The organism is Arthrobacter sp. C2 (genome assembly GCA_024207135.1).
Taxonomy (GTDB): Bacteria; Actinomycetota; Actinomycetes; order Actinomycetales; family Micrococcaceae; genus Paeniglutamicibacter.
This window is the reverse complement of the sequence record CP042428.1, coordinates 2106718-2127718: the sequence shown is the minus strand read 5'-3', so window position 1 is coordinate 2127718 and position 21001 is coordinate 2106718. Positions and strand designations below refer to the sequence as shown.

Annotated in this window: 17 protein-coding genes and 1 riboswitch; of the genes, 11 read left to right on the top strand and 6 right to left on the bottom strand. The window is 63.2% G+C overall.

Features of this window, described 5'->3' with window-relative positions; genetic code table 11:
• Positions 1–268: 268 nt before the first annotated feature.
• The 3 genes from FPY90_RS09980 (at position 269) to FPY90_RS09970 (ending at position 6302) form a co-directional block, all read left to right on the top strand.
• On the top strand, positions 269–4264 hold the full coding sequence (locus FPY90_RS09980; protein ID WP_498685318.1) for a choice-of-anchor G family protein: 3996 nt from the start codon (positions 269–271) through the stop codon (positions 4262–4264).
• Between the two features lie 119 nt (positions 4265–4383).
• Positions 4384–5175 carry a DUF5819 family protein gene (locus FPY90_RS09975; protein ID WP_498685316.1) on the top strand — a complete coding sequence of 264 codons (792 nt, stop codon included), beginning with the start codon at positions 4384–4386 and terminating at the stop codon, positions 5173–5175.
• On the top strand, positions 5172–6302 hold the full coding sequence (locus tag FPY90_RS09970; RefSeq protein WP_071213890.1) for an HTTM domain-containing protein: 1131 nt from the start codon (positions 5172–5174) through the stop codon (positions 6300–6302). Before FPY90_RS09975 ends, FPY90_RS09970 begins: the two co-directional genes overlap by 4 nt.
• 273 nt (positions 6303–6575) lie before the next feature.
• On the opposite strand, the gene FPY90_RS09965 is transcribed toward FPY90_RS09970, so the two are convergent.
• From FPY90_RS09965 to FPY90_RS09945, 5 genes are all read right to left on the bottom strand, one after another.
• Complete coding sequence (locus FPY90_RS09965; RefSeq protein ID WP_071213889.1) at positions 6576–6803, bottom strand: PLDc N-terminal domain-containing protein; 228 nt, start codon at positions 6801–6803, stop codon at positions 6576–6578.
• Positions 6804–6882: 79 nt separating this feature from the next.
• Entirely contained in the window at positions 6883–7260 is a 378-nt protein-coding gene (locus tag FPY90_RS09960; RefSeq protein WP_071213888.1) for an RNA-binding S4 domain-containing protein, read from the bottom strand.
• 60 nt (positions 7261–7320) lie between these two features.
• Complete coding sequence (locus FPY90_RS09955) at positions 7321–7677, bottom strand: hypothetical protein (RefSeq protein WP_286135293.1); 357 nt, start codon at positions 7675–7677, stop codon at positions 7321–7323.
• Between the two features lie 74 nt (positions 7678–7751).
• Positions 7752–9086, bottom strand: coding sequence for an LLM class flavin-dependent oxidoreductase (locus FPY90_RS09950; RefSeq protein ID WP_498685311.1), 1335 nt, complete (start codon positions 9084–9086; stop codon positions 7752–7754).
• A 15-nt stretch (positions 9087–9101) separates the two neighbouring features.
• On the bottom strand, positions 9102–9866 hold the full coding sequence (locus tag FPY90_RS09945) for a 3-oxoacyl-ACP reductase (RefSeq protein WP_071213885.1): 765 nt from the start codon (positions 9864–9866) through the stop codon (positions 9102–9104).
• Positions 9867–9943: 77 nt separating this feature from the next.
• Positions 9944–10037: riboswitch (TPP riboswitch) on the bottom strand.
• Between the two features lie 103 nt (positions 10038–10140).
• Between FPY90_RS09945 and FPY90_RS09940 the strand changes: the two genes are divergently transcribed.
• The 6 genes from FPY90_RS09940 to FPY90_RS09915 all read left to right on the top strand — a co-directional run bounded on the left by FPY90_RS09940 (position 10141) and on the right by FPY90_RS09915 (position 17683).
• Positions 10141–12528 carry a Tex family protein gene (locus tag FPY90_RS09940; RefSeq protein ID WP_498685308.1) on the top strand — a complete coding sequence of 796 codons (2388 nt, stop codon included), beginning with the start codon at positions 10141–10143 and terminating at the stop codon, positions 12526–12528.
• A gap of 167 nt (positions 12529–12695) precedes the next feature.
• Positions 12696–13076 (top strand): SdpI family protein, encoded by a 381-nt coding sequence (locus tag FPY90_RS09935; RefSeq protein ID WP_498685306.1) that lies wholly within the window; start codon positions 12696–12698, stop codon positions 13074–13076.
• Positions 13073–13483: an SdpI family protein gene (locus tag FPY90_RS09930; RefSeq protein WP_071213881.1), complete on the top strand. Its 411-nt coding sequence runs from the start codon at positions 13073–13075 to the stop codon at positions 13481–13483. Before FPY90_RS09935 ends, FPY90_RS09930 begins: the two co-directional genes overlap by 4 nt.
• Positions 13484–13594: 111 nt before the next feature.
• The gene (locus tag FPY90_RS09925; protein ID WP_071213880.1) at positions 13595–14089 is read left to right on the top strand and encodes a ferritin; all 495 of its coding nucleotides are present in this window, start codon (positions 13595–13597) and stop codon (positions 14087–14089) included.
• 320 nt (positions 14090–14409) lie between these two features.
• Complete coding sequence (locus tag FPY90_RS09920) at positions 14410–15351, top strand: SH3 domain-containing protein (protein ID WP_498685304.1); 942 nt, start codon at positions 14410–14412, stop codon at positions 15349–15351.
• A gap of 319 nt (positions 15352–15670) precedes the next feature.
• Positions 15671–17683: an SH3 domain-containing protein gene (locus FPY90_RS09915; protein ID WP_498685303.1), complete on the top strand. Its 2013-nt coding sequence runs from the start codon at positions 15671–15673 to the stop codon at positions 17681–17683.
• 98 nt (positions 17684–17781) lie between these two features.
• Here the strand turns inward: FPY90_RS09915 and FPY90_RS09910 are convergent, their stop codons facing one another.
• Complete coding sequence (locus FPY90_RS09910) at positions 17782–19080, bottom strand: AI-2E family transporter (protein WP_071213877.1); 1299 nt, start codon at positions 19078–19080, stop codon at positions 17782–17784.
• A gap of 226 nt (positions 19081–19306) precedes the next feature.
• Here FPY90_RS09910 and FPY90_RS09905 point away from each other — a divergent pair, with 226 nt between their 5' ends.
• Together FPY90_RS09905 and FPY90_RS09900 are read left to right on the top strand one after the other, a co-directional pair.
• Positions 19307–20566, top strand: a complete 1260-nt coding sequence (locus FPY90_RS09905; protein ID WP_498685301.1) for an SH3 domain-containing protein — start codon at positions 19307–19309, stop codon at positions 20564–20566.
• The gene (locus tag FPY90_RS09900) at positions 20567–20935 is read left to right on the top strand and encodes an META domain-containing protein (RefSeq protein WP_498685296.1); all 369 of its coding nucleotides are present in this window, start codon (positions 20567–20569) and stop codon (positions 20933–20935) included.
• Positions 20936–21001: the final 66 nt, after the last annotated feature.

The following is a 21001-nucleotide window of genomic DNA, read 5'->3' as shown; positions in this document are numbered from 1 at the left end:
ATTAGATCTCATCGTAGCCAATGTAAATAGCCGATTGGCGATCCCGAGGTCCGAAAGCGTGCACATTACGGTATGAGGTGCCGAACTGTAGCCAAGCGGCCACTTCGTCATGGTGAAGCAGCGCCACCCGTTGGACTTAAGCCTCCTGCTCGATAGCCGTAGGTTCGGCGGAATCTGTCCGTAAAGGGCAATGAAGCATCCGATCGCTTTCCTAAGGTCAATCTCGGGTCACGTTTATTTTTTGGCCCATGATCATTCCACTTTCGCCATGGAGGATGCATTGACAAGGGATATTTCACCACCGGGGAATGGGAAGCGACGCTTCCCAATTGCTCGCAGACTTTTGGCTGGCGCTGTAGCGTCCAGCCTCTTTATCGTTCCGACGACGTCGGCATTTGCCGCGCCCACGGATTCCTCGGAAGCCGAAGGCCGTGTTCTTAGTGGCGGTGGGGCAATCAACCTCAATGGGATTGCGGCCCTAGCCCCGGCATATAGTGCGGATCCCTCGGTACCTGGAGCTAAGAACAGCACGCTGGACCTTTCGGTTCTCAGCGCACTTGGTATTGATTTGGGTGGTGGCATACAGCTCTTCGGTCCCAATGGTGTCGTTGGTGTTGGTGCTCTCGGCCAGTTCGCCGAGTCCACCGCCGGAAACGCATATGCGGCATCCGGCGCAGTAACCGACACCGGTGCAATTTCAGTGGGCGGCAACGGGCAGCAAGACAACGCCTACGTCGACGCAACCGCACTGCTTAACAATGCGGGACTCGGCGGCATTACGGACGGTCTTATTTCCGCGCTTCGCGTCGAGCTTGGTGCAATATCGGCGACAGCATCCAAAGCCGGCGTAACCGAAGCCGAAGGCGAATACCAAGTCGCCGATGGCAATCTGCTCCTAACGAGCCCAGTGGTTGGGGGACTTTCAACGACGTTGACGACAACTCTCGACACACTCAGCGACGACGTCAATGCAATTACGGGCGCTAATGGCGCTTTGAACAACTTGCTCGGAGGCGTCGCGAATGACCTAGTGGGTCCCCTGACTAGCGGACTAGGTGCGGTATCTGGAGGACTCGTTGACGTCAGCAACGTGAAGCTTGCTGCTACGATTGATGCCGATTTGAAGACGGCGCTTTCCGCCGTTTTGGAAGAGCCATTGACCAATGCCGAAGAGTCCGTCGTCATTGATCTGAGCACCGGCGAAATCGTTATTGATATCGCTAGGCTCGTGAAGGAAGAGCAAGGCAAGAGCCCGGATGGCTCCTTGAATGACTTGGATCCAAACACCGTCCTTCTATCAAAGCCGGTGTTGGACGCAGCTATTGCCGGAGTCACCGACTTGCTCGATACGCTGCCGGCCACGCTGGTGACTGTTGTGACAGACACTCTGAATTCCACCGAGCTAAATATCGATCTCACCGCGGCTGCAGGCCTCCAGCTGCCATTGGTTCCACGGGTGGACCTTGTGGACATTGACGTCAAGATAAATGGAACTGTTGGTGCTTTCCTCGATGGAGACACTTCGGCGCTTAACATCGATACCTCGGGAACGAGAGCACTCGGGGCCATCCAGATTGGGACGCTCTTGAACCCGATTCTCAGCGTCGTCACAGGCACTCTGATCCCAGCGATAGGCGTGCCACTGCAGACTGCAATCACCGGGGTAGGAATCACTTCGACCGTGTTCGAGCCAGTTCTTAACGTGGCCACCACGGCGCTTTCTCCGCTAATGGAGACTGTGGCGAAGATCGTTTCCATCACAGTGAACGTCCAAGAACGCGACGGATCGTTCACCACGGTCGGTGCGGAGAACGTGGGTTCGTTTACGGAACGGGCAGTAGCAATTTCGCTTTTGCCGGTTCTGTCTACCCCATTGGCTGAGGTTAACCTGGCTTCAGCCACAGTACGTGCCAATGTGGTCCCTGCGACGGTTGTGGTGAATCCGACCTCCGTCGAGGCCGGTAACTCGACCGAGGTGACCGGTGAGAACTGGACCCCGGGCGAGGTAGTTACTGTTCAGCTTGTTGACGCCGAGGGCGCCAACGTGGGCGATCCGGTGACGGCGACTCCTGGCGCTGACGGTTTGTTGACTGTTGAGCTGCCGGTGGGTGCCGGGACTCCTGCTGCCGGTTACACGGTGAAGGCGTCGAACGGGACCCAGTCTGCCGAGACCGCGCTGACGGTGACCGCTCCGGTGGTTGCTCCGGCTGCGACGGTTGTGGTGAATCCGACCTCCGTCGAGGCCGGTAACTCGACCGAGGTGACCGGTGAGAACTGGACCCCGGGCGAGGTAGTTACTGTTCAGCTTGTTGACGCCGAGGGCGCCAACGTGGGCGATCCGGTGACGGCGACTCCTGGCGCTGACGGTTTGTTGACTGTTGAGCTGCCGGTGGGTGCCGGGACTCCTGCTGCCGGTTACACGGTGAAGGCGTCGAACGGGACCCAGTCTGCCGAGACCGCGCTGACGGTGACCGCTCCGGTGGTTGCTCCGGCTGCGACGGTTGTGGTGAATCCGACCTCCGTCGAGGCCGGTAACTCGACCGAGGTGACCGGTGAGAACTGGACCCCGGGCGAGGTAGTTACTGTTCAGCTTGTTGACGCCGAGGGCGCCAACGTGGGCGATCCGGTGACGGCGACTCCTGGCGCTGACGGTTTGTTGACTGTTGAGCTGCCGGTGGGTGCCGGGACTCCTGCTGCCGGTTACACGGTGAAGGCGTCGAACGGGACCCAGTCTGCCGAGACCGCGCTGACGGTGACCGCTCCGGTGGTTGCTCCGGCTGCGACGGTTGTGGTGAATCCGACCTCCGTCGAGGCCGGTAACTCGACCGAGGTGACCGGTGAGAACTGGACCCCGGGCGAGGTAGTTACTGTTCAGCTTGTTGACGCCGAGGGCGCCAACGTGGGCGATCCGGTGACGGCGACTCCTGGCGCTGACGGTTTGTTGACTGTTGAGCTGCCGGTGGGTGCCGGGACTCCTGCTGCCGGTTACACGGTGAAGGCGTCGAACGGGACCCAGTCTGCCGAGACCGCGCTGACGGTGACCGAAGCTGCTGCATCTGAGGCTGATACCGAAGCTGCTATCGATGCGGACGCCGCGACGGACGCTGCTACGGATGCGGACGCTGCGACCGATGCTGACGCCGCGACGGACGCTGCTACGGATGCTGACGCTGCTACCGATGCTGCTACGGATGCTGCTACGGATGCTGACGCCGCGACGGACGCTGCTACGGATGCTGACGCTGCTACCGATGCTGCTACGGATGCTGCTACGGATGCTGACACTGCGACGGATGCTGCTACGGATGCTGACACTGCGACGGATGCTGCTACGGATGCTGACACTGCGACGGATGCTGCTACGGATGCTGACGCTGCGACGGATGCTGCTACGGATGCTGACGCTGCGACGGATGCTGCTACGGATGCTGACGCTGCGACGGATGCTGACGCTGCTACCGATGCTGCTGCGGATGCTGCGACCGATGCGGATGCTGCGACGGACGCCGCGACGGACGCTGCGACGGACGCCGCGACGGACGCTGCGACGGATGCTGCTACGGATGCTGACGCTGCGACGGATACTGCTGCGGATGCTGACGCTGCTACCGATGCTGCTGCGGATGCTGCGACCGATGCGGATGCTGCGACGGACGCCGCGACGGACGCCGCGACGGACGCTGCGACGGACGCTGCGACGGACGCCGCGACGGACGCTGCGACCGATGCTGACGCTGCTCCCGACGCTGGAGACGAAGACGGCGACGGCCAGGAATCGACTGTGACTGTCGATCCGAAATCGGTTGAGGCCGGAAACTCGACGACGGTGACCGGTGAGAACTGGACTCCGAACGAAGAAGTTACGGTTCAGCTCAAGGATGCTGAAGGCAACAACGTGGGTGATCCGGTAACGGTGACTCCAAATGCCGAAGGTAAGTTCACAGTTGAGCTCCCGGTGGGCGCCAACACTCCTGCCGGCGGTTACGTTGTAGAAGCAACTAACAGCACACAGATCGGTCAAGCTGACCTGACCGTGACGGAAGCCAGTGCTGCTGATGCAGACGCCGCAACCGATTCTGCTGCTGATGCAGACGCCGGCTCTGCTGCCGACGCCGATGGATCCAAGTCTGATTCGGGCAAGACCCCGAATGGCGACCTGGCCAACACGGGCTCGAGTGCACTGATCCTGGGTGGCTCAGCATTGCTGCTGCTGCTGGCTGGTGCCGGTGCCTTCCTGTTCTCGCGTAAGCGCTCCATGCGCTAACGCTTGAATTTACGGTGAATGGGCTGGCCGGGACCTTTTGGTCCCGGCTTGCCCTTTCGCCCGATCCAGGGCAACCGGTTGTTGGAGTTCCAACGGCCAGCTGAGCCCAGGCTTGTGGTTTGAAAATCGATCGCGGCCGTTGCCTTTACGGAGATTTGATGAAACGTCCTCTGAACAAACCCCGGATCATGGGGATGCTGTCGGCCCTGGCCGTGGTCACCTATGTATTTGTGAGCCTCGTGGTGGTCTCGCCCAATACGCCTGTGCGCGCTGCGGTATTCTCGGTCGCTTCACCGTATTACACGCAGAAGTGGAACGTCTTTGCTCCCAGCATCATGAAAGTCAATACGGATTTCTCCTTCCAAGCTCAGTGGCGGGATGCCAACGGATCGCTGGTCAAATCGGAATGGGTCAACATCACCGATATCGAGCAAGGCAACTCCCTGGGCAATTGGGCTACATCCAGGATCCATAAACAGTCGTTGAACGCCATGGGTGCCTATCAAGGTAGATACAACAAGCTGACCGCGGCTCAGAAGAAGATCGCCCGGGATACCTTCATTGAACGATCAGGAAACGGCTTTCAGCCGATCGGGAACTCCGAGTTGATTCAAAAACTGGTCGACGCCGGCAATAACCGCAGCTCCGTCATCAGTTTCCTGCGCTACGACTACATGATGATGCGCTACGCCACGATCTTCGCCACCGCTTACTTCGGTGAAGACATCGAACGGGTCCGGTGGAAGGCGGAGCGCACGCGCGCGAACGACTTTGAGCACCGGTTTGATGCTGAACAGCAATTCAAACTTTCAGATCTGGTGTTCGGATGGCGTCAATCGAACGTCACGATCGATGGTGCGGTCGTCAACGAATACGCAGGGGTCATCGAGCGGAATGGCGGAAAGCAATGACCGTGAAGAAGTACTTGGCCACGAGCATCAACTCCGCCGCACAAGGATCGTCGACGTCATCGGATTCGTCGTGGGCGTCACGGCAGATCGATCGATTTGTAGCATGGGCTACCGGGGCTTACCGTGCCACCCGCAGCTTCTCCCTGCTGAGAATCATCTACGCCGTCGGCATGTTGCTGTTTCTCATTCCCAGCTATGGGGACCGCGCCTACCTCTGGGGCTTTGCCTCGACGTGGCTCGAACCGGAAATCAAGCGCCGGGGCTACCCATTCTTTATTGAAAAAATGTTCCCCAAAGACAATACTTTCGTCTTTGACCTGTCCTACTGGAGCCTGATCGTTCTGGTCCTGTTGTTTCTTGTAGGGTACAAGACACGGTTCGTCACCCCGGTGATGCTGCTGTTCTGGATTGGTTTGCAGTCGAACAGCATGCTGGTGACCAACGGTGGCGACACCATTTTCCGCATCACCCTTTCATTCTTGATTTTTGCGAATCTGAGCAAGCATTGGTCGGTCGATGCCTGGCTGCAGAAGCGGCGTGGCCACCGAAAGTCCTATACACAGAAGCACTTCCCGGTTCCCCTGTGGCTGGGGGCGGGCCTCCACAACACCGCCTTGATGCTGTGCTGCTACCAAATCATGCTGGTCTATGTGAACTCGGGCATCTTCAAGCTGATGGGCAAGGAATGGCTCGAGGGCAGTGCCTTGTACTACTCCCTGAACCTGGATGCCTTCCAGGTTGTTCCGCTTCTGAGCGAGCTTGCCTGGCAGATCACGCCGGCCGTGTTGGTGGCAACGTGGGTATCCATCTACTTCCAGCTGCTCTTCCCGGTGCTGCTGCTGTGGAAGTACACCCGCTATCTTTCCCTCGTCCTGCTCCTGGGCATGCACGTCGGGATCGGATTCTTCATGGGGCTTTGGTCGTTCTCCTTGGCGATGATCGCCCTGGACATGCTCTTTGTGCGCGACAGTTCCTGGGAAAAGGCCGGAAATTGGGTCCGTCGCACCAACACCAAGGCCAAACAGATTCTCCGGTCCGAGATTGGCCTGCCCCCTGTGCCAAGGAGCATTCCGCCCAGGCCGGAACAGTTCGCCAACGCGGGCAGCAGCAGCACGGCTTCCGAGTGAACCCAGGGAATTCATCGCCCGTGGTTCTGCAGATTCGTGGGGAATTCGACCGGTGTTGGCAATCGGTAAAGATTGATGCCCGACTTCATTGAGCAATATTGGGCCCGGTTGGAGCAATGATCCTGGAACTTCCCTGCCACCGGTTCTCCGTTGGGAGGCGTGTCCCGGCGAAAAGTATCGTCTGCTGGACATTGCCGTGCTAGGACCGAATTCGATTTTCAAGCCTGGCCGGGCCTTGGCGATCCCCAGATCCCGCCCGCGTCGGAATTGTGGCTACTTGACCCGACGCGTCCGTCCGAATGCCAGATACGCGATGGGCCCGAGGAAATTGATGAACGAGGCCGCGGCCCACGCGCCCTTTGCCCCACGGACCTCGGCCGCCGGACGTTTGACGAGATCGCGCAAGGCAACGAACTGGAGTGCCAACTGCGTGATGCCCAGGATGGCGACGCGCCAGCGTGATACGACAGAAAGTTCGTTCCAGGACTTGTTCCGGCTCATGGTTCTCCTCTGTTGCGACAACGGCTGTGACAGCTTCACTACCGCGTTATTGGCTATCCATTCCCATCGTAGTCGCCGTCTAATGGAACTGGTCCCGGAGTCTTTCCATCTCACGCCGATCTTTCTTCGTGGGCCGGCCTGCGCCCCTGTCCCTCACGGGAACCTGGGGGATGACTTCCTTGGGTCGGACAGGCGTGTGGTCGATGTAGCAACGGGTAGCGATGTCCGCTCCCACCCTTTTGGCGATCACAGCGGTCACTTCCAGGGTGCGGTCGAATCCCGATTGCCTGACCCTGATGGTGTCACCGGGTACAACGATCTGGGCGGCCTTGGCGGGCTTGTCGTTCAACCGCACATGACCGGCACGGCACGCGGTGGTTGCCGCGGAACGGGTCTTGTAGATCCGGATCGACCATAGCCAGGCGTCGATTCTGACAGCCTTTGTTTCCTGCTTCATGCCGCCAGTCTAGTCAGCGCGGGGACTTCGCCGCGGTTGTTGCAACACACCTGTGCCGGCTCAGGCAAGTGCGTTGTCGCAGGCGGTGACGAGCCTGGCCTGGACATCGGCGGGAACCTTGTCGCCTGAGGCCGCCACATCATCGAGTGCACTGACGATTTCCTGGGGCAGGCCACCCTCGCGGACCGCGTCCACCATGGACGAGACGACCTTGAGGTCGGAGGCGTTGATGCTGCCGTCCTTGATCGGTGCACACACCTTCTTGATGAGCTCCTTCTTTGCCCCATCGGCCAGCTGGGTTGCTGCCGAGGACGCCGCGGAGGAAGCGGTGTCGGCGATGGTCGCGCAACCGCTCACGGAGAGCAGCAGGACGGCAGCGGAAAGGAGCAAGGCATTTTTGGAACGTGAAAATCTCATGCGTTCCATCGTAGTGGCTCGAAGGTGGGAGAACGCCGGGAACTCCGAGGCCTCCCACCTGCGGGCACGGGCGATCAGCCCGAAACCGGTACGTTCTCCAGACGTGCAGGCCTGGACAGGCCCAGGGTTTCGCGCAGGGTCCTGCCCGGGTATGACGTGCGGAAAAGGCCACGTGCCTGCAAGATCGGCACCACGAGTGCCACGAAGTCATCTAGCCCCGCCGGGAAGCTGGGGCACATGAGATTGAAGCCGTCGCAGGCACCTGTGGTGAACCACTCCTCGATTTCGTCGGCGACCTCGGTGGGCGTGCCGATCATGGTGGCATGGCCGCCGCCGGCCGCCAGGAATCCCAGCAACTCGCGAAGCGTGGGCTGCTTCGTTTCGATGATGCGTTGCACCGTGAGGTAGCGGCCCTGCGGTCCGGAGAACCCTTCGGCCGGCGGCAGCCCAGGCACCGGCCCATCCAAAGGATGCGAGGTGTAGTCCTGGCCCGTGAACATGTTCAGTTGGGTGATGGCCGAGTCGAGATCCAGGTAGGAATCCAAAGCGGCCTTCTTTTCCCGGGCTTCCTCCCGGCTCGCCCCGATGTAGGTGACCAGCCCGGGAAGGATAGGCACCGAATTCCCGGCCCGCCCCACAAGTTCCAACCGCCTCCGCATGTCCGCGGCATATTCCAGGGCCGATTCCCGGTCCCAGGAAACCGAGTAGATCGCTTCGGCGTACCGGGCGGCAAAGGAACGCCCGGCCTCCGAGGATCCGGCCTGGAAAAGCACCGGACGCCCCTGCGGGCACCGCGGGACGGTCAGCGGGCCGGCAACCGTGAAATGGTTGCCGCGGTGGTTGATCGGGCGGATCTGGGAGGGATCGAGGTATTGGCCGGCCTCACGGTCGACCACCAGTGCCGAATCCGACCACGAATCCCACAGTCTCTGCACCGCGTCCATGAACTCCTCGGCACGTTCGTAGCGTTGTGCGTGCCCCGGCAAGGCATCCATCCCGTGGTTGCGGGCCTCGGCGTCGAACATGGAGGTCACCACGTTGATGCCCGAGCGGCCCGCACTGATGTGGTCGAGGGACGCCAGCAGCCGGGCGGCATGGAACGGGGTGTAGAAGCTCGCAGAGATCGTGGTGACCAGACCAATATGCTCGGTGGCCCGCGCCATGGCGCTCAGCGCGGTCACCGGTTCGAGGAACCAGGGGATTCCCGCCGCGTACTCGTGGTTGACGCTTTGCCCGTCGGCAAAGAACACCGCATCCAGGCAACCACGTTCGGCCAGCCGGGCCAGTTCCTCGTAGTAGGCGATGTCGCCGACGCGGTCGGCGCTGGAGTCGGGGTGGCGCCACCCCATGGTGTGGTGGCCGGCACCGTAGATGAAGGCGTTCAGGTGCAGTTGGCGTGTCGAATCCATGGTTTTGCCCTCCTCCTAATTCATCACCAGGCCGCCGTCGACCACCAGGTTCTGCCCGGTCACCGCCCGCGACCAGGGCGAGGCAAAGAGCAGGGCGGCATCGGCGAACTCCGCCGGGGAGGTGACCCGGCGCAGGGGAGTGGAACCGGCAATCAGGTCAAAGACCTCCTCCGGGGTGGCCGCCGAGGCATCGGTGGTGCGCAGCAGGCCCCCGGAGATCATGTTGACGCGGATGTTCTCGGGGCCCAGGTCCGACGCGAACGTGCGGGTCAGCGACAGCAGTGCCGCCTTGGCCGCGGTGTAGTCGTGGTACGGGACCACGGGGTTCTGGAAGAGGTTCGTTCCGATGTTGACGATGTTGCCGAAGCCTGCGGATTTCATGCCCGGCAAGGTCGCCTGGATGGTGTTCAATGCTCCGCCGATGATGCCGGTGAATTGCGCCCCGAATTCCGTGTACCCGATCCCGTCCGCCTTGGAGCGGGCATCGCCGTTGAAGGAAAAGTCCGGCAGGGCATTGTTGATCACCGTGGTGATAGGGGCGCCAAAGTGTTCCTGCGCAGTGGCGACCAGCTCGGCGACCTGTTCGGGTTCCGAGACGTCGGCTCGTATCGCAATCGCGCGATCCTCCCCGAACTCTGCGGCCAGTTCCTGGGCCCCGGCCTCACTGGAGCGGTAGTTCAGCACGAGCCGTGCTCCCTCACGGGCGAAGGCGCGGGCCAGGTCGGTGCCCAGGCCGCGGCCGGCACCGGTGACAAGTACGATTTGGTCCTTGATGAGCATTCTCTTGCACCTTTCGTTGGAGCGAAAGGATGCCATGGAACCGCCACGAGGTACCCAAAAGCGGGGCGCCACCATGCGTCATGCCGGACCGGCATCCCTTCGCTCGGATTATCGAGATCAGGTTCAACGGGTCTATCTCTCAGCCGCCAGGCGGCACCCCGTGTCGAGTCCTTGGCCCAACCTAGCACCGGTGGATCCCGATCCCCAACCATGTGAACGGCACCTGTGCGACACACGGCTCTCGTGGACCCGGTGACTGTGAGCCGTGGTGCCCATGCGGCAAACTGGAAGGGTGAGCCAGAGCCGAATAATCCAGACCATTGCCGCAGAACTTTCCACAGCCGGGGCACCCGTTTCCCCATGGCAAGTCAGGGCCGCCATCGAGCTCCTCGATGGCGGATCCACCGTTCCCTTCATTGCCAGGTACCGCAAGGAAGCCACCGGGACCCTTGATGATGCGCAATTGCGCATGCTGGAGGAACGACTGCGTTACCTGCGCGAACTCGAGGAACGGCGGGCCGCAATCCTCAAGGCCATCGCGGAAGCCGGCAAGCTCACCGAGGAGCTGGAATCCGCGATCGGGGCCGCAACGACCAAGGCGGAACTCGAAGACCTCTACCTGCCCTACAAGTCCAAGCGGCGCACCAAGGCCCAGATCGCCCGCGAGGCCGGCCTTGAACCGCTAGCCGATTCGCTCATCAAGGATCCGTCCCAGGATCCGGAGACGCTGGGGGCAACGTTCCTGAACCCGGAGCACGAGATCAACGCCGCCACCGAGGCGCTCGCCGGTGCCCGCGCCATCCTCACCGAGCGGGCCTCCCAGGATGCGGTGCTGGTCTCCGACCTGCGGGAGCGCTTGTGGTCCCGGGGCAAGATCGCCTCGAAGACCGCGGCAGGTGCCCCGGCTGCGGACGCGGCCAAGTTCTCCGACTACGAGGATTTCGTCCAGCCCGTGGCCACCCAGCCCTCGCACCGGATCCTGGCGCTGCTGCGCGGGGAACGCGAGGGCGTGCTGGACCTGGAACTTGCCGAGGCGGACCCGCGCGACGACGCGGCGCTGGCCGAGGCGCGCGCTTCCTACGAGGCTGCGGTCGCCAAGTCCCTGGGCATCACCGCGGCAGCCGATGCACCGGCCGGAAAATGGCTGGCCCAAACCGTGCGGCTGGCCTGGCGCGGCCGGCTGCTGGCCCGACTCGAATCCGACCTGCGCACCCGGCTTTTCGAGGCCGCGGAGGAAGCATCCGTGAAGGTCTTCGCCGCGAACCTGCGCGACGTGCTGCTCGCGGCCCCGGCCGGAAACCGCTCGGTGCTGGGCCTGGACCCGGGGCTGCGCACCGGGGTGAAGGTCGCCGTCGTGGATGCCACCGGGAAGGTCGTGGACATCGCCACGATCTATCCGCATGCCCCGGCGAACAAGTGGAACCAAGCCGTTGACACGCTGGTGGCCCTGGCCGCCAAGCACGGCACCGAGCTCATCGCCGTGGGCAACGGCACCGCCAGCCGGGAAACCGACAAGCTGGCCGGCGAGGTCATCGCCAAGCTGACCAACAAGCCCGCCAAGGTCATCGTCTCCGAGGCGGGCGCCTCGGTGTATTCGGCCTCCGCGCTGGCCAGTGCGGAACTGCCGGAGCTGGACGTGTCAATCCGCGGGGCGGTCTCGATTGCCCGACGCCTGCAGGATCCGCTGGCCGAACTGGTGAAGATCGAACCCAAGTCCATCGGCGTGGGCCAGTACCAGCACGATTTGACCCCGGCGAAGCTCGACCGCTCACTGGATGCGGTGGTCGAGGACTGCGTGAACGCGGTGGGCGTGGACGTGAACACCGCATCCCCGGCGCTGCTGGCCCGGGTCGCCGGCGTCGGCTCCCTGCTGAGTCGCAACATCGTCGAGCACCGCAACGCCAACGGCCCCTTCGCCACCCGCAAGTCCCTGCTGAAGGTCCCGCGCCTGGGCGCCAAGGCGTTCGAACAGTGCGCCGGATTCCTGCGCATCACCGGCGGCAAGCAGCCGCTGGATGCCTCGGCCGTTCACCCCGAGGCCTACGGCCTGGCCGAGACACTGCTGGCCGCGGCCACCGCCAAGAACCAGTCGGTGGACTCGTTGGATGCCAGGGAATTTGTCACCGAGCAATTCGGCTTGCCCACCGTCAAGGACGTCATTTCCGAACTGGTGCGCCCGGCCCGGGACCCGCGCCCCGACTTCAAGACCGCGAACCTCAAGGAGGGGGTGGAAAAGATCGGAGACCTGCAGGTCGGCATGATCCTGGAAGGCACCGTTTCCAACGTGGCCGCCTTCGGCGCCTTCGTCGACGTGGGCGTCCACCAAGACGGGCTGGTGCACGTCTCGGCCATGAGCAACAAGTTCATTTCCGATCCGCGCGAGGTCGTCACCTCCGGGCAGGTCGTGAAGGTCAAGGTACTCGAGGTGGATCCGGCGCGCAAGCGCATCTCCCTGACCCTGCGCCTGGACGACGAGCCCGGTGCCAAGGCTGAGAAGCCCGAGCGCGGGCCCCGCGGTCCGCGCAGCGCCGAATCCCGTACCCCGCACGGGGCCCAGGGTGCTCCGCGCGGAAACAAGCCGGCGGCTTCCCGCGAGGCCAAGCCTGCGGGAGGCAACACGGCCATGGCCGAGGCCCTGCGCCGCGCCGGGCTGAGCGGCTAGGGACCGCCAACCGCACCAGCCCCGCGCTGGATGCCCTCCATATAGCGGACCGCCGGCGACTGCCTCTCGACGGTCCAAGGACACCGGGTTTCGCCCACATGGCGTAGCGTTGAGTGCAAAAGTCGGCGAGGCACAGGGAGCGAGCCACACCCATGGACGGGGAGAGAATGACCGATTTGATCATGACGGTGTTCATGGTGCTGCTCATGGCGGCACTGGCCTGGATGATGAGGGCCGCTGCCACGGGGCAGATCAAGCGCAACGCATGGGTGGGAATCCGCACCCCCGCCCTGATGCACTGCGAGGAATGCTGGCTGCTGGGACACCACGCCGCCGCCCAGAAGGGCATCATCGGCTGCTGGCTTGCCGCAGCGGTCATGGCGGTCGGCGGCGTCGCCGCGCTGCTGGCCCCGGGCGCGGACTACCTCCAGCCCGCTTCACTGATGATCGGGGTGCTCGTGATGGTCGGCGGCCTGCTGCTGGGCCTGCGCGATGCGAACACCATGCTCGCCAAGATGCACGGCGGCGATCGGGCTGCCCGCCCGTGAGCGAAAACCAGATTGCGGTCCTGCTCTGTGCTGCACTGGCGGTGGCCTTCGCCTGGGCCGTGCGCGCCATCAACGGCACGGTCGAGGGCGGGAAACGCGGCATCAACCCGACCTTGGGCATCCGCACCAGCGCCACCATGCACTGCGAGGAATGCTGGGACGCGGGCCACCGTGCCGCGGGGGCCCCGCTGCGCAGGATGCGGCTTCCCGTGGTCTTGCTTGGCCTCGCTGCGCTGCCCGCAGCATTGCTGGAATCGGTGATCGGTCCGGCACCGGCCTGGATCGCGGTGATTGCCGGATGGGCTTGGGCCATGGCCGCGGTCTTCGTCGCGCTGAAGGCGGCCAATGCCGCGGCGCGCGAATTGCACCCGGCAGGTTCACCGTCCAGGACCCGCAGACCAAGGTGAGCATCACCTTGGTAACCCCTTTCGTTGGCCCGAGGCATGCCATATTTACCGTGAGGTAAGTACGGCCATACTTCGGTGACAAGGCACAAAAGAATCGGTAGCGTGTGTGCCATGGAACTTAACGGAAAGCTTGCAGACGCATTCAACGACCAAATCACCCTGGAACTTGCGGCCTCGACCGTCTACCGCCAGCTGGCGATTGAAATGGACGTGCTGAGCCTGCCCGGCGTTGCCGGCTGGTTCCGTGCCCAGGCCGCGGAGGAACTTGTGCACGCGGAAAAGTTCATCACGCACATGACCGACCGCGGCGCACACCCGGCCATCGGCGACATCTCGGCACCCGCCGTGAGCGTCTCCACCGTGGACGGTGCCTTCCAGGCCTCGCTGGACCACGAGAAGAAGGTCTCCGAGTCCATCCGCGACCTCTACCGCCTGGCGCACAACGAGGGCGACATCGACTCGGTGCCGCTGCTGAACTGGTTCATCGAGGAGCAGGTCGAAGAGGAAGCCACCGTTGGCGAGATCCTTGACCGCGTGAAGATGATCAACAACGACGGCAACGGACTGCTGCGCCTCGACAGCGAACTGGCCGCCCGCCAGATTTGACCCCCACGGGACCCCTCGCGCCGCGGCGCCGGGTGCCCCGAAGCTTCGTTGTGACCAAGGCCCCCGGACCTAGACTGGGGGCCTTGGCCGTCTGTGCAATAACATGGGGTGTAGGCATGTCCAAGTGCCCGCATCCCGGCACGAGGTTGTTGCCAACGGTCCGGGTGGGATATCGCTCCGTGCAATGATTTGCCGCCGCGCATGCCAGTCTCCGGTCAACCGCTTTCCCAGTGAGGTCATCCAAACGTGTTCCACGTGTCCGTGCATGCCTCGCCATGGCCGTCCCCGGTGCCGCAACACCGTCGCGCGGTGATGACGGAATGAAGAAATTCGACTTTGCACGCACGGATCCTGCACCGGTGCCGGTGGAGGTTCCCGGACCGACCCACCGCACGACAGCCGAACTCAAGCTGCGCAAGGGTGCCGGCCGGCACTATGCCACCCAGTACCTGATCGCGGAAAACACCCCCGTGTACCTGCTGCGCGTCAGCGGCCTGTGGGCCAGCGTGCAGCACGGCCAGACCTTCGGTTGGCTCCCGACCCAATGCCTCGAGCGACTCGAGGCACCCAGGCAACGCCCGCAGGTCCCGGTGCGCCCGGTCGCCAGCCAGGTGGCTGCCACGGCCGGCGGGGCCGACAGTGCCCCGGAAGTCCCCGACGAGGAATTCGTTCCCACGCACCGCAGCACGGCGGACCTGAACCTGCGCAAGGGCTCGGGAACCAACTACCCGGTGCTGCGCGTGCTGGCTGCAAACCTCCAGGTCCGCAAGCTGGAGGAGCTGGGCACATGGGCCAAGGTTTCCACCGGCAAGGACATCGGCTGGGTTCCCAGCGCCTACCTTGCCCGCATCAATGTGCGTCGCCCGGCCACGGGCATCCAGCCCATGGCACCGACCGAGTACACCACCACGGTACGCCTGAATGTCCGCAAGGACGCCGGGGATCATTTCCCGGTCATGCGCATCATGCAGGCCGGGACCCTGGTGCGGGTCAACGGGAAGTTGGGTCCGTGGTGCAGGATCATGCTGGACCAGGACGCCGGGTGGGTGCCGGCCAGCCAACTGCAATTGCGCTACCTGGCCTCCACGACACCCGTCACGATCGCGGAGACCACCCTGTACCAGGGAGCATCTGCCAACTACCGCGCCGTGGCGCAGCTCGGGGCAGGCCAACAGGTCGAGCTCCTGGCCAGCCGGGGACAGTGGACCAAGATCCGTGCCGGACGGCTTGAAGGCTGGGTCCACAGCACCCACCTGGACTGACACGCGAAATCATGATTGCCGTTTTCCCCCATGGGGGACGGATTTTGCATAAGGTAGTGGCTTGGGGGCGATGCTTGGGTGATGCTCCCGACCACTCGCACATCTCGTTGCTCCCCTGAGGGGCGACACGCCCCTTAGAGGAAGACCACTGACAATGGCCCTACCGAAATCCCTTCGCGCGCTTTTCTCGGGGGTGTTGGCGGCGGGACTGGTGTTTACGGCTCTGCCCGCCACCTCGCAGATGCGCACCGAGGTTCCAAAGACCAGTCCTGTGCGCGCCGGGGGATTCTCCCTTCCGCTCGTCCCGGAAACTTACCGAATGACCTCGCCCATGGGGCCGAGATGCATGCCGGTGGTGGGCGGATCGACCCACCACCTGGGCCAGGACATGGGCACCAAGGACAACTCCCCGATCTATGCGGTGGCCGACGGCACCGTTCGCAAGATCGTCCGGGGCACCGGGTCGACCTCGGGCCAGGTGATTGTCACCCACCGGTTCGACGGGACGACCTACGAGTCGGCCTACATGCACATGTGGCCCAACGACGTCCTGGTCCGGGAGGGCCAAAACGTCAAGTCCGGGCAGAAGATCGCGCTGGTGGGCTCCTCGGGTCCCTCGACGGGCCCGCACCTTCACCTGGAGATCTGGAAAGACCGCTTCTACTCCAAGGACGGAAACGTGCGCAATCCTGCGGCGTTCCTCAAAGCCCGCGGGCTAGACCTCGGTTCCCACGCCACCGCCAGCTACTCCGAGTCGCAGAAGACCTGCACGTATTTCGCGCGCGGCAAGGCGGATCTTTTTGCCTCGGCCTCCGACACCTCGAAGGTCCTGGCCAGGCCGTCACGCAGCGCCAAGGTCACCAGCCAGCCCGGAGCCATCAACGGGTTGCTCAACGGGTCTTACATCAAGGTCAAGTACGGCTCCACGACCGGCTGGATGAACCGTTTTGCCGTCACGCCCAACCCGATGGCCGCGGCGCCCGAGTGGGGACTGACTCCCACCGGCACCGTCACCAACGGCGTCCGGGTGCCCTTCGCCAAGTACACCAACCCCAGCGGCCTGAACATGCGTTCCGGGGCCGCCACCTGGTATGCGAAGCTCCTGATGATTCCGGCCGGCGCCACCTTCGAGGCCTATGAGAGCTCCGCCGGCTGGTTGCGGGTGAAGTACAAGGGAACCGAGGGCTGGGTCTCGGCGGGCCTGACGCGCAAGGTCGCCACCGTCAACCAAGCGGCGCTGCCCGCGACGCACGAGATCCTGCGCAACCTGAAGTTGCGTTCCGGAGCCGGAACGACCTACAAGGAAACCCAGGCACTGGGCCGCGGCTCCAAGGTTGCCCTGCGGCAGGTACGGGGCACCTGGTCCCACGTCCAGGCCGGGAAGAACTCGGGCTGGATCAGCTCGGCGGACCTGAAGAAGATCGGTTCCATCACGCCCCAGGCGTCGAAGCCGCCGGTCGCCAAGCCCACGCCGACCAAGCCGACCCATGAGGCCACCGCCAACCTGAACATGCGCAGCGGACCCGGCACCAACACCAGGATCGTCAAGGTCTTGCGCGACGGCACAGACGTCATCGAACTCACGCGCCAAGGCACCTGGAGCCAAGTCAAGGCCGGGAGCTCCACCGGCTGGGTCAGCAACCGCTACCTGCGAGTGGTCAAGGCCGGTGCGGCCCCGGCCAAACCCAAGCCGTCGGCGAAGCCGAAGCCCCCGGTAATCCAGTCGGTGAAGAAGACCACCTACGTCACCAAATCGAAGGTCGTGGTGCGCAAGTCGGCGGATGCGAAGTCGGCTTCGGTGGTGGGCATTGCGGCGAAGAAACAGGTTGTCGTGGATGCCAAGAGCGGGTCGTGGTTGCGCGTGCGCTACGCGGCGAAGACCGGCTGGGTTCCGGCGAACCAGCTCGCCCTCTACAAGGCCCCAGCCAAGCCGAAGCCCCCGGCAATACAGTCGGTAAAGAAGACCACGTACCAAACCAAGTCGAAGGTCGTGGCCCGCAAGTCGGCGGATGCGAAGTCGGCATCGGTGGTGGGCATTGCCGCGAAGAAGAAGGTTGTCGTGGATGCCAAAAGCGGGTCGTGGTTGCGCGTGCGCTACGCGGGGAAGACCGGGTGGGTTCCGGCGAAGCAACTTGCCGTGTACAAGGCTCCGGCCAAGGTGAAGACGACCACCGCCCGGCTTAACCTGCGCACCGGAACGAGCACGTCGACACGATCCTTGCTCGTGATTCCCAAGGGCAAGAAGGTCACGGTCAAGGCCACGCGCAGCAGCTGGACGCAAACCAGCTATGCGGGGAAGACCGGCTGGGTCAGCTCGAAGTACCTGCGCTAACTACATTGCATTTCGGGGCGGCGCCCCGACGTGAAACGGGCCGTGGAACCAACCAAAAGGTTGGTTCCACGGCCCGTAATATCTTGGGAAGCTCGCGGTCAGGAACGCTTGGGGCGCAGATCCGGGGACGGGGATCCGGTCTCGCGTTCGGCATCGACATCCTGGGCCCGCTCGGCCGCACCGACCTCGGCATGGGCCAGGACCTGCTCCTCGGTGGGCTCCTGCGCGGCTTCGTCCTTCTTGGAATCGGCACCGGGATCCAATCCCGGAAGATCACGGCCGGACCAGATCTTCACGATTGCCCAGGCAACGGCCGTGAGCGGAACGGCCAACACCGCACCCACCAATCCACCGAGCACCGTGCCGGCGGCCAGCGACAGCAAGATCACCAGCGCGTGCAGGTTCAGGGCGTGGGCCATGACCACGGGCTGCAGGAAGTTTCCTTCCAGCTGGTTCACCACGATCACCGCACCCAGGACAATCAGGGCAACCACCGGGCCATTGGTCACCAGGGCAATCAAGGTCGCCAGGATCCCGGCAAAGGTGGCACCCACCAATGGGATGAAGGAGCTCATGAACACCACGACGCCCAGCGGGATGGCCAGCGGGACCCGCAACACGAGCAAGACCACGGTGATGCCAATCGCATCCACCGCCGCCACGGTGGCGGTGCCGCGCATGTAACCGCCGAGTGTTTCAACGGTGCGTCCACCAGTGGAAAGCCAGCGGTGCATCTGGTGGTCCGGCATCCAGGAGAGGAAGAAAGCCCAGATCTTGTCGCCGTCCTTCAAGAAGAAAAACAGGATCACCAGCAGCAAGGCCAAGCCGGTGAAGAAGTTGCCCGCGGCGGAAAGCCCGTTCAGTGCCCCGGCACCAAATTGGGAGCTGGTCAGGAAACCGGTGACCTGGCTGACTGCCTGGTCGATTTGCTCGTTGGATATGCTCCAGGGCAGCTGGTTCAGCATTTCCTGGAGCTTGTTGAAGCCCTCCACACCCTTGTCCACCAGCGTGGACCATTCGGCAAGCACCGAATAGACCAGCGCGGTCCCGATGCCGCCGAGCACCAGCAACGAACCCAGGAACACCGACCATGCCGCCAGCATGGCCGACATGACCTTGCGCAGCAGGCGCACCAGCGGCCACAACGCGCAGGAAAGGATCAAGGCGATCAGGATCGGCAGCGCGATCACGCTCAGGCGCAGGAGACTGAAGACCACGGCCGAGGCCAACACCAGTACCACCAGCAACTGGACCGACCGCGTGGCCACGCGCCCCAAGGGATCGATCCACATCCCGGACACGCTGTGGGCGGGTGGAGCCACGACGGCCGCCGCAATGGGGGCTTCCTCGGGCGGGATCGGGCGCGGCTTTCTCTTGAAACGTAGTTTCGCTGACATCCAGTGACTCCTCGCAATTGGCAACGGCTATACTCCAGACACGGAACGTGCTGAGCAAGCGCCGGAAAAACCTCTTAGCAAAAAGGTTAGTCTAATAATGCACTAGTGGGCTTCGACTGCCCCTTGTTTGGTATGTCGCGTGAAAGTGGATGGTGGGGGAGCTATGCAGGGCAAAGACAAACGGGATGGCCGATGGCCTTCCAACAGGGTTTATACGGCATTGTTCATGGGAGCAGCGCTTGTGCTGGCCACCCTGAGCCCGGCCCAGGCACAGCAGGCTCCGTCGGCATCCGTGCAGGGTTCGGTCGCGCAGGCTGCCGCGGCCCACCTTGTTTCGCAGCACACGGGCAAGATCGGTGCGGCCGCCGTGAAGAGCGTCCAAGCGACGGCAAACCTGAACCTGCGTTCGAATCCCTCCACCTCGGGCAAGAAGCTGGCGCTCATTCCCAAGGGCACCAAGCTGACCGTGGGTTCGACGAAGCCGGGATGGAGCCAGGTCCGTTACGCCGGGAAAACGGGTTGGGCCTCGAGTGCCTATTTGCGTGCGGTGCCCAAGAATACCTCCAAGGCCATCAAGCGCGGGGACCTCGGCAAGAGCACCGTCGCGCTGAAACTGCGGCGGCAGGCGAGTACCACTTCCAAGGCCTTGGCCACGGTGCCCAATGCCGGCATCTACACGGTCAATAAGGTCTCGGCGGGATTCAGCCAGATCACCAGCCGGGGAAAAACCGGATGGGTGCAAAGCAAATACCTGAAGGTTGTTGCGAAGAAGCCCGGTCGTGAGATCTACATCGACAAGAAATACACCTCCAACCGTGCCGGCCTGACCGACCGGTACTGGACCAAGGTCTCCGGGAGCGACCTTCATGAGAGCGTGAAGGGCAAGATCCGCATAGGTGATATTCCACGCAACTCGGTGGTGTACCGCGACAAGAAGATGGAAAAAACCGCAGGCTCGGTCAAGGGGTGGATCTTCGTCCGAACACAGGGGATGAGTGGCTGGATGAAGACCAGCCAACTGGCCCGCAAATCCACGGCGACCACCAAGCCCGGAAAATATTCGGTCAAGACGGTGCTGGGACAGAAAAACGGCAAGATCCCGGAACGGATGCTCGTGGCCATCGGATGGGACAAGGAAAAGACCCTCATCGCCGCTCCCGCGCTGAAGGACCTGAACCGGCTCAACACCGCCTTCAAGAAGAAGTTCGGCCACAATCTCGACATCGACCTGGCCTACCGGACCCGCGCGACCCAGGATGCCTACTGGGTCGAACTCGGACCCTATGTCGCGGCGCGCCCCGGAACCTCCAACCACGGTTGGGGCACCGCCATTGACGTGCCCGAGACCTACAACTATTCCTTCCGCGGCAAATACCACAAGTGGTTGAAGGCCAACTCCAAGAAGTTCAACTGGGTGCACCGCAAGATCCTTGAAGAGGGCTCGCCCTATGCCGAAGCCTGGCACTTCGACTACGTAGGGAAGTGAGTGAAGACGAAGCAGATGTCCGCACTCGGCTTGCTGGGGGCGGTCCTGTTGCTGTCCTCCTGCGCTACCTCCTCGACGGTGGCGCCCGGGCCGGAGGGCAATTGGGGATCCGATGGGCCCGGGCAGCCGAGCCTGGTGCTCGAAGCCGGCGGGAAACTGCACGGCACCGACGGCTGCAACCGCTTGCTGGGCAGCTACGAGGCATCCGGCACGGACATCACCTTCGGCCCCTTGGGAGGAACCAGGATGTTCTGCGAGGGAGTCGACACCTGGCTTTCGCATGCCGCCGGTGCCACGCTCGGGGCCGACACGCTTGAAATCATGGACGCGCAGGGCCAGCGGATCGGCACGCTGGAACGCATGCCTTAACGGGCGTGCTGCAGAAAAAGCGAGGCTTCGTGCGAACCCCTATCCGGGGATCGCACGAAGCCTCGC